The sequence below is a fragment of the Pseudomonas baltica genome (assembly GCF_014235765.1).
Classification (GTDB): Bacteria; Pseudomonadota; Gammaproteobacteria; order Pseudomonadales; family Pseudomonadaceae; genus Aquipseudomonas; species Aquipseudomonas baltica.
The window spans coordinates 166046-177682 of the sequence record NZ_JACMYH010000002.1 but is presented as its reverse complement, the minus strand read 5'-3'; the positions used below and the strand labels follow the sequence as shown (position 1 = coordinate 177682).

The following is an 11637-nucleotide window of genomic DNA, read 5'->3' as shown; positions in this document are numbered from 1 at the left end:
CGTCAGACCACCGGCGCGGGGGGCGGCTCGTCCGGAATGGTCGGGCTGCCTGGCTCCGGTGGTTGCGGGGTATCAGGATCGGGTTGGCCAGGTACGCCGCCAGCCATATGGCCGTAGGAATCGGCCAGAAGCGACCAGGCGAGTAGGCCAATCTGGTTTGGCTGCAGCTGAGCCAGTTGAGCACTGATAGTCGGGTCGATTTTCATAGACACTCCTGAGCAATGGCCCGGAATACGGTGGGTAAACCGGGCAAGTCACTCATATGGAGTAGTAAAATGATAACTAGTTCGCCTCGATGGCTTTCACCTGTCTGCCCACCTGTCTGCCGGAATCAGGTGCGTGGCAGGGTCACGCCGCGCTGGCCCTGATATTTCCCGCCACGATCCTTGTAGGACACCTCGCATTCTTCGTCGGACTCCAGGAACAGCATCTGCGCCACCCCTTCGTTCGCATAGATCTTGGCCGGCAGCGTGGTGGTATTGGAGAACTCCAGGGTCACATGCCCTTCCCATTCCGGCTCCAGCGGCGTGACGTTGACGATGATGCCGCAGCGCGCGTAGGTGCTCTTGCCCAGGCAGATGGTCAGCACGTTGCGTGGAATGCGGAAGTACTCGACCGTGCGCGCCAGGGCAAAGGAGTTGGGTGGGATGATGCAGACGTCGCTCTTGATGTCGACGAAGCTCTTTTCGTCGAAGTTCTTCGGATCTACCGTGGCCGAGTTGATGTTGGTGAACACCTTGAATTCGTCGGCGCAGCGCACGTCGTAGCCGTAGCTGGACACCCCGAAGGAAATCACCCGCTGGGCGCCTTCGCCGCGCACCTGACGCTCGACGTAGGGTTCGATCATGCCGTGTTCCTGCGCCATGCGGCGAATCCACTTGTCCGATTTGATGCTCATGGCGGGTGTCCTGAATAACGAGGTGAATAAAGTCCGAAGCGCATCTTACCGGGCCTCGCGCTGCGGTTCAAAGACTGCCTCGCCCATGGCGCGGCGAACCTGCCACCAGGCTGCGCATGGCCGCCGAGCACTATTTGCAAGAAACCCTGCAAAGACCATTGGCACGTTCCTGAAAAAGGGTTAAGGTGGCGCCACTGTGTTGCTTGTGTCACTGAGAATCTCTACCCGATGTCCAACATCTTCATGAATTTTCCTGCTCTTTGCACTCAGTCTCGGCCAGGGCTTTTCCCGAACCGCAGTTAACTTTGTTCAAGGAGATACACCATGTCCAATCGCCAAACCGGTACCGTCAAGTGGTTCAACGATGAAAAAGGCTTCGGCTTCATCACTCCACAATCCGGTGACGACCTGTTCGTACACTTCAAAGCCATTCAGGCTGACGGCTTCAAAAGCCTGAAAGAAGGCCAGCAGGTCTCTTTCATCGCTACCCGCGGTCAGAAAGGCATGCAAGCTGAAGAAGTTCAAGTCGTATAACTTGAGCTGAACAGCTTCTGAAGAACCCCGCCCTCACCGGCGGGGTTTTTTTATGCCCGCAGTTTGATCTTTTCAGCTACAGGTGACGGCGGGCGCCAGGCGCGCCGTCACTCACTGGGCTGGGCAGTTCAGTCGTCGCTGACGGTAATGCTGGGCATTGCCTGCGCGCTGGCTTCCTGCAACACGATCCGCGCACCGACATGCCGCGCCAGCTCCTGGTAGACCATGGCGATCTGGCTCTCTGGCTCGGCCGCCGCCGTCGGTTTGCCACCGTCGGCCTGTTCGCGAATCAGCATCGACAATGGCAGCGACGCCAGCAGCTCCACGCCGTATTGCGATGCCAGCTTCTCGCCGCCGCCTTCGCCGAAGAGATGTTCGGCATGACCGCAGTTGGAGCAGATGTGCACGGCCATGTTCTCGACCACACCGAGCACGGGAATGTGCACCTTGCGGAACATCTCGACACCCTTGCGGGCGTCCAGCAGCGCCAAGTCCTGAGGCGTGGTGACGATCACCGCACCCGCCACCGGCACCTTCTGCGCCAGGGTCAGCTGAATGTCGCCAGTACCCGGCGGCATGTCGATGACCAGGTAATCGAGGTCGTCCCAGGCAGTCTGGGTGACCAATTGCAACAGCGCGCCCGACACCATCGGACCACGCCAGACCATCGGGGTGTTGTCGTCGGTGAGAAAGGCCATCGACATCACCTCCACGCCATGCGCCTGAATGGGCACGAACCATTTCTGGTCCTTGACCTTGGGCCGAGTACCCTCGGCGATGCCGAACATCACGCCTTGGCTGGGGCCATAGATGTCGGCATCGAGAATGCCCACCCGGGCGCCTTCGCGGGCCAGGGCCAGGGCCAGGTTGGCGGCCGTGGTCGACTTGCCGACTCCACCCTTGCCCGATGCCACGGCCACCACGTTCTTGACGTTGGCCAGGCCGGGAATCTGCGCCTGCGCCTTGTGCGCCTGCACCACGCAATCGATCTGCACGCGAGCGCGGTCGACCCCGTCCAGGTTTTCGATGGCCGTCTGCAGTACCTGGGCCCAGCCATTCTTGAACAGGCCGGCGGCATACCCCAGCTGCAAGCGCACCTGCACCTGCGCGCCATCGATATCGATGGCCTGCACGCACCCGGCACTGACCGGGTCCTGGTTCATATAGGGGTCGGTGTACTGGCGAAGGACGGCTTCCACCGCTGCGCGATTCACGGTGCTCATGGCTACTCCCGATCAAAGACTGAGCAAAACAGGCGGCTATCCTAACGCGTCTGCCCGGACACCGGCAGATTGGATTTACGCGCCCGCCGGAGCCAGTCTGCTGCATCGGCGCGCGGCGCCCAGATTATTCAGCATACCTTTGGCCCTGCGCCCCCCAATCCGTTAGAATCAGCGCCTTTTCAAAAGCGGGAGACAGGCAGCATGGCGCAGCAGTATCAACCGGGGCAACGCTGGATCAGCGACAGCGAAGCGGAACTCGGCCTGGGCACCGTCCTGGCCCAGGACGGTCGCTTGCTCACCGTGCTCTACCCGGCCACCGGCGAAACCCGCCAGTACGCATTGCGCAATGCTCCGTTGACGCGCGTGCGCTTTTCTCCAGGCGATGTGATCACCCACTTCGAAGGCTGGAAACTGACCGTCCGCGAGGTCGACGATGCCGACGGCCTGTTGGTCTACCACGGCCTCAATGCGCAGAACGAGCAACGCACGCTGCCTGAAACCCAGCTGTCCAATTTCATCCAGTTCCGCCTGGCCAGCGACCGCCTGTTCGCCGGCCAGATCGACCCACTGCCGTGGTTTTCGCTGCGCTACAACACCCTGGAACACACCAGCAAGCAGTTGCAGTCCTCGCTCTGGGGCCTGGGCGGCGTGCGTGCGCAACCCATCGCGCACCAGTTGCACATTGCCCGCGAAGTCGCCGACCGCATCGCCCCGCGTGTATTGCTGGCCGACGAAGTGGGCCTGGGCAAGACCATCGAAGCCGGCCTGGTGATTCATCGCCAGCTGCTGTCCGGGCGAGCCAGCCGCGTGCTGATCCTGGTCCCGGAAAACCTGCAGCACCAATGGCTGGTGGAAATGCGCCGGCGCTTCAACCTGCAGGTGGCCCTGTTCGATGCCGAGCGCTTCATCGAAAGCGATGCCAGCAACCCCTTCGAGGACGCGCAACTGGCGCTGGTCTCGCTGGAATGGCTGACCGAAGATGAAAAGGCCCAGGATGCGTTGTTCGCCGCCGGCTGGGACCTGCTGGTGGTCGACGAGGCCCATCACCTGGTCTGGCACGAGGAAAAGGCCAGCCCGCAGTACTCGCTGGTCGAGCAACTGGCCGAAGTCATCCCCGGCGTTCTGCTGCTCACCGCCACCCCGGAGCAACTGGGCCAGGACAGCCACTTCGCACGCCTGCGCCTGCTCGATCCGAACCGTTTCCATGACCTGGCGGCCTTTCGTGCCGAAAGCGAAAACTATCGTCCGGTCGCCGAAGCCGTGCAGGAACTGCTCGACAAGGGCAGCTTGTCGAGCACCGCGCAACAGACCATCCATGGGCTGCTTGGCGCCCAGGGCGACACACTGGTCGCCGCGGTCAATGCGGGCGACGAGGAAGCCGGCCCTCGGCTGATCCGCGAACTGCTCGATCGCCACGGCACCGGGCGCGTATTGTTCCGCAACACCCGCGCCGCCGTGCAGGGCTTCCCCGAACGCAAGCTGCACCCCTACCCACTGCCGTGCCCGGACGCCTACCTGGAGCTGCCGCTGGGCGAACACGCCGAGTTGTACCCGGAAGTCGGCTTCCAGGCTCAGGCCGAGGACAGCGACGCCGAACGCTGGTGGCGCTTCGATCCGCGGGTGGAATGGCTGATCGACACGCTCAAGATGCTCAAGCGCACCAAGGTGCTGGTCATCTGCGCTCACGCCGAAACCGCGATGGACCTGGAAGACGCCCTGCGCGTGCGCTCCGGCACCCTGGCCACGGTGTTCCACGAAGGCATGAGCATTCTGGAGCGGGACCGCGCCGCGGCCTACTTCGCCGATGAAGAATTTGGCGCGCAGGTGCTGATCTGTTCGGAAATCGGCAGCGAGGGCCGCAACTTCCAGTTCGCCCACCATCTGGTGCTGTTCGACCTGCCTGCGCACCCCGACCTGCTCGAGCAGCGCATCGGCCGTCTCGACCGAATCGGCCAGAAACACATCATCGAGCTGCATGTGCCGTACCTGGAAAACAGCCCGCAGGAACGCCTGTTCCAGTGGTACCACAGCGCGCTCAATGCCTTTCTCAACACCTGTCCTACGGGTAACGCGTTGCAGCACCAGTTCGGTCCGCGCCTGCTGCCGATGCTGGAAAACGCCGACGACGGTGAGTGGCAAGCGCTGATCGACGAGGCGCGCAGCCGCCGTGAGTCGCTGGAAAGCGAGCTGCACACCGGGCGCGACCGACTGCTGGAGCTCAACTCCGGCGGCGACGGCGAAGGCCAGGCTCTGGTGGCTGCCATCGAAGAGCAGGACGATCAATTCGCCCTGCCGATCTACATGGAAACCCTCTTCGATGCCTTCGGCATCGACAGCGAAGACCATTCCGACAACGCGTTGATCCTGCGCCCCAGCGAGAAGATGCTCGATGCCAGCTTTCCGCTCGGCGACGACGAAGGCGTGACCATCACCTACGACCGCGAGCAGGCGTTGTCGCGCGAGGACATGCAGTTCATCACCTGGGAGCACCCCATGGTGCAGGGCGGCATGGACCTGGTACTGGCGGGCTCGATGGGCAACACCGCCGTGGCGCTGATCAAGAACAAGGCGCTCAAGCCAGGCACCGTGCTGCTGGAACTGCTTTACGTCAGCGAAGTGGTCGCGCCGCGCTCGCTGCAGCTGGGCCGCTACTTGCCGCCTGCGGCGCTGCGCTGCCTGCTCGACACCAATGGCAACGACCTGGCATCGCGAGTGTCGTTCGAAACCCTCAACGATCAGCTCGAAAGCGTCCCCAAGGCCAGCGCCAACAAGTTCATCCAGGCGCAGCGCGATGTGCTCGCACCGCGCATCACCGCCGGCGAGAGCAAGATCGCGCCGCGGCATGCCGAACGCGTCGCACAGGCGCAGCACCGCCTGGCTGCCGAAACGGAAGAGGAACTGGCACGCTTGACGGCGTTGCAGGCGGTCAATCCGACCGTCCGGGACAGCGAACTGGTTGCCCTGCGCAAACAGCGTGAAGACGGCCTGGCCATGCTCGACAAGGCTGCCCTGCGCCTGGAAGCCATTCGCGTGCTGGTAGCCGGCTGACCGCTGCCTTCCCGCGCGGGCGTGAGCCTGCGCGGGAGGGCGTTACCGAATCACCCTGACTGTTACTGGCCGTGTCGCCAGCGTTCGCTGGCACGCGGATGGTTGCCGATGACCACGATCAGCAGTTGCGAAGACCGGCGCGTTTGACCTCGACCACGCACCGCCGTGGTGCATGCATTATTCCCCTGCCCTTTCCTGGATCACTACCCACGGTGACACCACCACCGCCCAGAGCACCGGATCGCGTTCGCAGAAATCCAAGGCCCGCGGCGCAGACAGCTTCTCGACCTTTCCATCGGCCAGCCATTGGGCGACTTCGGCATGCTTGTCTTCGGCCAACGCCTGCCCTACGGTGATCAAATCCAGGCCAGGCTCGACCCACAACAGGGCACCCTTGGCAAAGAAGGGCTGCAATGCCTGCCATTCGATAATTGCGGTCTCGCCAAGCAATTTGGCATAGAGGGTGCTAGCGTCTTCAGTCATGGGTTTCACCGTCAGGAAAAAATCGGCGCCATGATAGCGGTCCGAGTTGTCTGGAAAAACCCGGTTGCAATATATAGATTCGAGTTTTGCCCCGACAAACCGGCTTTATTCGTCTGGCCGGACGCCAGCATGTACTTGAATCTATAACTTTATGTCGATTTAGCGACAACCGATCGCTTTCGCTGCAAACGCCAGCTTTCCAACCGGCAAACCGGCGCTCTACACTGTACCGGTACAGTTGTCGGGTGCAGATTCGGATGTCGTCTGCCATGGCTCGCCGAGGGGGTAAAGCGGTGAGTGTGGCCAAGATTCGGTCCGCCGCCTGTTCGGCCAGGACTATAAAAACTACAACGCAAAAATGGAGCACTAATGAATAAGCAGATTTCCAAACTGTTTGCCGCTCTGGTTCTGGCCGGCGTCGCCAGCCACTCGATGGCAGCCGACACCATCAAGATCGGCATCGCCGGGCCCAAGACCGGCCCGGTTGCCGAATACGGCGTCATGCAGTTCAACGGCGCGAAGATGGCTATCGAGCAGATCAACGCCAAGGGCGGCGTTGACGGCAAGCAGCTCGTAGCCGTCGAATACGACGACGCCTGCGATCCCAAGCAGGCCGTTGCGGTGGCCAACAAGGTGGTCAATGACGGCGTCAAGTTCGTCGTTGGTCACCTGTGCTCCAGTTCCGCCCAGCCGGCATCCGATGTCTACGAAGACGAAGGCATCATCATGGTGACCCCGGCGGCCACCAGCCCCGACATTACCGCCAAGGGCAAGAAGCTGGTATTCCGTACCATCGGCCTGGACAGCGCCCAGGGCCCTGCCGCCGGCAACTACATCGCCGATGTGGTCAAACCCAAGATCGTTGCCGTCGTCCACGACAAGCAGCAGTACGGCGAAGGCATTGCCACGGCGGTCAAGACCACGCTTGAAGGCAAGGGCGTGAAAGTCGCCGTGTTCGAAGGCATCAACGCCGGCGACAAGGATTTTTCATCGCTGATTGCCAAGCTCAAGCAGGCCAACGTCGACTTCGTCTACTACGGCGGCTACCACCCCGAGCTGGGCCAGATCCTGCGCCAGTCCAAGGAGAAAGGCCTGAACGCCAAGTTCATGGGCCCTGAAGGCGTGGGCAACGATTCCATCTCGCAGATCGCAGGCGAAGCCTCCGAAGGCCTGCTGGTCACCTTGCCCAAGTCTTTCGACAAGGATCCTGAAAACATCGCGCTGACCAAGGCATTCCAGGACAAGAAGCAAGACCCGAGCGGTCCGTTCGTTTACCCGTCGTACTCGGCCGTGCAAGTGATTGCCGACGGCATCACCGCCGCCAAGAGCGAAGACACCGACAAAGTGGCCGAGGCCATCCACGCCGGTACCTTCAAGACGCCCATGGGCGATCTGAGCTATGACGCCAAGGGCGATCTGAAGAACTTCCAGTTCGTGGTCTACGAGTGGCATTTCGGCAAACCCAAGACCGAAGCCGCCCAGTAAGCCTGGCAACACCCCCACAAAGCCCACTGCATCGCAGTGGGCTTTGTTTTACGAGTGACGGGTACGGCCGGTGCGAACCACCGGCCGGCCCCCTGAAAATCTTGAAACCGTGACCAGCGGTTCACCTGCCCTGCCCGGCAACACTGCGCCAAGGAGAGCGCTCGGGACATGGCTGGAGAAATGCGAACAGGTTTTTAGGAGCGCGGTAAATGCCTGAATTATTCCATTACATGCAGCAGTTGGTGAATGGCCTGACCATCGGCAGCACCTATGCATTGATCGCCATCGGCTACACGATGGTGTACGGCATCATCGGCATGATCAACTTCGCCCATGGCGAGGTGTACATGATCGGTTCGTATGTCACCTTCATCGTTCTGGCTGGCCTGGCCATGCTAGGCATCCACAGTCTTCCGGTACTGATGATCGCCGGCTTCGCCGCCGCCATCCTGGTCACCAGTGCCTATGGCTACAGCATCGAACGTGTCGCCTATCGACCGCTGCGCAACAGCAACCGGTTGATCCCGCTGATCTCGGCGATCGGCATGTCGATCTTCCTGCAGAATTCGGTGCAGCTGTCCCAGGGTTCCGGCAACTTCGCCATTCCCAATCTGCTCCCCGGCAGCCTGACCTTCGGCCCCGGTGGTGCCGAGGAAGTACAGATTTCCTACATGCAGATTCTGGTATTCCTGGTCACGCTGGGCGCGATGTACGGCCTGACGCTGTTCATTTCCCGCTCACGCATGGGTCGCGCCTGCCGCGCCTGCGCCGAGGACATGAAAATGGCCAACCTGCTGGGCATCAACACCAACGCGATCATCGCCCTCACCTTCGTGATCGGCGCGGCACTGGCCGCAGTCGCGGCCGTGCTGTTGAGCATGCAGTATGGCGTGATCAACCCCAGCGCCGGCTTCCTGGTCGGGCTAAAGGCCTTCACCGCAGCGGTGCTGGGCGGTATCGGCAGCATTCCAGGTGCCATGCTGGGTGGCCTGGTGCTGGGCGTAGCCGAAGCGTTCGGCGCGGATATCTTTGGTGACCAGTACAAGGACGTCGTGTCGTTCGGCCTGCTGGTCCTGGTTCTATTGTTCCGTCCGACCGGCATCCTGGGCCGTCCGGAGGTTGAGAAAGTATGAGCAAGTCTCTTAGATCCGCGCTTTTCAGCGCGGCACTGGTGTGGGCCGTGGCCTATCCGGTACTGGGCCTGAAACTGGCCTTCTCCGGCGTTACCCTGGTTGTGCAGAACGCCAGCACCGGCACCCTGCTGACCATTGCCGGCTGTTCGCTGCTGATGTTCCTGCGGGTGCTGTTCGCCGAGCGCATCGGTGGCCTGCGCCGCGATTCGAGCAGGCCGCTGATACCGGCCAAGGCCTCGAACTTCCTCACCCTGCCCAGCACTCAGCGCTGGTTCATCCTGGCCCTGGTGGTGCTGGCGTTCATCTGGCCGTTCTTCGGTTCGCGTGGCGCGGTCGACATCGCAACCCTGATCCTGATCTACGTGATGCTCGGCCTGGGCCTGAACATCGTGGTCGGCCTGGCTGGCCTGCTCGACCTGGGTTACGTGGGTTTCTATGCGGTCGGCGCCTACGGCTATGCCCTGCTCTCGCATTATTTCGGCCTGAGTTTCTGGGAGTGCCTGCCACTGGCAGGTCTGCTGGCGGCAACCTTCGGTTTCCTCCTGGGCTTCCCGGTGCTGCGCCTGCGTGGTGATTACCTGGCCATCGTGACCTTGGGCTTCGGGGAAATCATCCGGATATTCCTGCGCAACCTCACCGACATCACCGGCGGCCCTAACGGCATCAGCAACATCGAAAAGCCGACGTTCTTCGGCCTTTCGTTCGAGCGTCGCGCAGCCGAGGGCAGCCAGACCTTCTACCAGTTCTTCGGCCTGGAATACAGCCCGATCGGCAAGGTCATCTTTCTCTACCTGATCGCCCTGCTGATGGCCCTGGCGGCGCTGTTCGTCATCAACCGCTTGCTGCGCATGCCCATCGGACGAGCCTGGGAAGCGCTGCGTGAGGACGAGATTGCCTGCCGCGCGCTGGGCCTCAACCCGACCGTGATCAAGCTCTCCGCGTTCACCCTGGGCGCGGCATTCGCAGGCTTCGCAGGGAGTTTCTTCGCAGCACGGCAAGGCCTGGTCACCCCGGAATCGTTCACCTTCATCGAGTCGGCGATCATTCTTGCCATCGTTGTGCTGGGGGGCATGGGCTCGCAACTGGGGGTGATCCTCGCCGCCATCGTGATGATCCTGCTGCCTGAATTGATGCGTGAGTTCAGTGACTACCGCATGTTGATGTTCGGCGCCCTGATGGTGCTGATGATGATCTGGCGTCCGCAAGGCTTGCTTCCGATGCAGCGTCCCCACCTGGAGCTGCGCAAATGAGCCAGAACATTCTGCAAGTCACCGACCTGAGCATGCGCTTCGGCGGCCTGCTGGCGGTCAACGGCGTGGCCCTGAGCGTGAAGGAAAAGCAGGTGGTGGCCCTCATCGGCCCCAACGGCGCCGGCAAGACCACGGTGTTCAATTGCCTGACCGGCTTCTACAAGCCCAGCGGCGGTACCATCCTGCTCGATGGCCAGCCGATCCAGGGCCTGCCTGGCCATCAGATCGCTCGCAAGGGCGTGGTGCGCACCTTCCAGAACGTGCGGCTGTTCAAGGAAATGACCGCACTGGAAAACCTGCTGATCGCCCAGCATCGGCACTTGAACACCAATTTTTTCGCCGGCCTGTTCAAGACGCCCAACTTTCGCAAGAGCGAAAGGGATGCCATGGAGTACGCCGAGTACTGGCTGGAAAAGGTCAACCTCAAGGAGTTCGCCAATCGCACCGCAGGGACGCTCGCCTACGGGCAGCAGCGCCGCCTGGAGATTGCCCGCTGCATGATGACCCGGCCGCGCATGCTGATGCTCGACGAACCGGCGGCCGGTCTCAACCCGCGCGAAACCGACGACCTCAAGGCGCTGATCGGGTTGCTGCGTGAAGAGCACAACGCAACCGTGCTGCTGATCGAGCACGACATGAAACTGGTCATGAGCATTTCCGACCACATCGTCGTGATCAACCAGGGCACGCCCCTGGCCGATGGTACGCCGGAGCAGATCCGCGACAATCCTGACGTCATCAAAGCCTACCTGGGGGAAGCGTAAATGCTGCAGTTCGAAAACGTTTCTACCTTCTACGGCAAGATCCAGGCGCTGCACGGGGTCAATGTGGAGGTTCGCCAGGGCGAGATCGTCACTCTGATCGGTGCCAACGGCGCGGGCAAGTCAACCCTGCTGATGACCCTGTGCGGCGCGCCGCGGGCGCACTCGGGGAGCATTCGCTACATGGGCGAGGAGCTGGTGGGCAAGGAGTCAGCGGAGATCATGCGCAAGAGCATCGCCGTGGTGCCCGAAGGGCGTCGCGTGTTCGCGCGCCTGACTGTTGAGGAAAACCTGGCCATGGGCGGGTTCTTCACCGACAAGGGCGACTACGAGGAGCAGATGGACAAGGTCCTGGCCTTGTTCCCGCGGCTCAAGGAACGCTTCAGCCAGCGCGGGGGCACCATGTCGGGCGGTGAGCAGCAGATGCTTGCCATCGGCCGCGCGCTGATGAGCAAGCCCAAGCTGCTGTTGCTCGATGAACCCTCCCTGGGGCTGGCACCGATCATCATCCAGCAGATCTTCGACATCATCGAGCAGTTGCGCCGTGATGGGGTCACGGTGTTCCTGGTCGAGCAGAACGCCAACCAGGCCCTGAAGATCGCCGACCGTGCCTACGTGCTGGAAAACGGCCGGGTGGTCATGCAAGGCAGCGGCGAAACCCTGCTCACCGACCCCAAGGTGCGCGAGGCCTACCTGGGCGGTTGAGCGGGCCGCCAGGCTTGTGCGCCCCGCTACCTGTAGGAGCGGTCCGCGGCCGCGAAGGCATCACCGCGGCTCGACTGACAGACCGCGGTAAGTCCTTCGCGGCCGCGGACCGCTCCT

General features: G+C 62.0%; 11 protein-coding genes. 7 read left to right on the top strand and 4 right to left on the bottom strand.

What is annotated here, in order from left to right:
• Window positions 1-2: 2 nt before the first annotated feature.
• Window positions 3-206, bottom strand: coding sequence for a hypothetical protein (locus H7993_RS10280; protein WP_122476433.1), 204 nt, complete (start codon window positions 204-206; stop codon window positions 3-5).
• Window positions 207-331: 125 nt separating this feature from the next.
• Window positions 332-898 carry a dCTP deaminase gene (gene dcd, locus H7993_RS10275; RefSeq protein ID WP_122476435.1) on the bottom strand — a complete coding sequence of 189 codons (567 nt, stop codon included), beginning with the start codon at window positions 896-898 and terminating at the stop codon, window positions 332-334.
• A gap of 324 nt (window positions 899-1222) precedes the next feature.
• Between dcd and H7993_RS10270 the strand changes: the two genes are divergently transcribed.
• Entirely contained in the window at window positions 1223-1432 is a 210-nt protein-coding gene (locus H7993_RS10270; RefSeq protein ID WP_049862192.1) for a cold-shock protein, read from the top strand.
• Between the two features lie 128 nt (window positions 1433-1560).
• On the opposite strand, the gene apbC is transcribed toward H7993_RS10270, so the two are convergent.
• The gene (gene apbC / locus H7993_RS10265) at window positions 1561-2655 is read right to left on the bottom strand and encodes an iron-sulfur cluster carrier protein ApbC (RefSeq protein WP_122476437.1); all 1095 of its coding nucleotides are present in this window, start codon (window positions 2653-2655) and stop codon (window positions 1561-1563) included.
• Between the two features lie 201 nt (window positions 2656-2856).
• Between apbC and rapA the strand changes: the two genes are divergently transcribed.
• Window positions 2857-5703 (top strand): RNA polymerase-associated protein RapA, encoded by a 2847-nt coding sequence (rapA, locus tag H7993_RS10260; protein ID WP_122476438.1) that lies wholly within the window; start codon window positions 2857-2859, stop codon window positions 5701-5703.
• A 177-nt stretch (window positions 5704-5880) separates the two neighbouring features.
• Here the strand turns inward: rapA and H7993_RS10255 are convergent, their stop codons facing one another.
• A complete protein-coding gene (locus H7993_RS10255) occupies window positions 5881-6186 on the bottom strand; it encodes a DUF2288 domain-containing protein (RefSeq protein ID WP_122476440.1) in 306 nt (101 codons plus the stop codon).
• Between the two features lie 369 nt (window positions 6187-6555).
• On the opposite strand from H7993_RS10255, the gene H7993_RS10250 reads away from it, so the two are divergent.
• From H7993_RS10250 to H7993_RS10230, 5 genes are all read left to right on the top strand, one after another.
• Window positions 6556-7671 (top strand): branched-chain amino acid ABC transporter substrate-binding protein, encoded by a 1116-nt coding sequence (locus H7993_RS10250; RefSeq protein WP_122476442.1) that lies wholly within the window; start codon window positions 6556-6558, stop codon window positions 7669-7671.
• Window positions 7672-7880: 209 nt separating this feature from the next.
• Entirely contained in the window at window positions 7881-8804 is a 924-nt protein-coding gene (gene livH, locus H7993_RS10245) for a high-affinity branched-chain amino acid ABC transporter permease LivH (RefSeq protein WP_122476443.1), read from the top strand.
• The gene (locus H7993_RS10240) at window positions 8801-10054 is read left to right on the top strand and encodes a high-affinity branched-chain amino acid ABC transporter permease LivM (RefSeq protein ID WP_122476445.1); all 1254 of its coding nucleotides are present in this window, start codon (window positions 8801-8803) and stop codon (window positions 10052-10054) included. The genes livH and H7993_RS10240 overlap by 4 nt, the downstream gene beginning before the upstream one ends.
• The gene (gene livG / locus H7993_RS10235; protein WP_122476447.1) at window positions 10051-10818 is read left to right on the top strand and encodes a high-affinity branched-chain amino acid ABC transporter ATP-binding protein LivG; all 768 of its coding nucleotides are present in this window, start codon (window positions 10051-10053) and stop codon (window positions 10816-10818) included. The genes H7993_RS10240 and livG overlap by 4 nt, the downstream gene beginning before the upstream one ends.
• On the top strand, window positions 10819-11520 hold the full coding sequence (locus H7993_RS10230) for an ABC transporter ATP-binding protein (RefSeq protein WP_122476448.1): 702 nt from the start codon (window positions 10819-10821) through the stop codon (window positions 11518-11520).
• The last annotated feature ends 117 nt before the right edge of the window (window positions 11521-11637 follow it).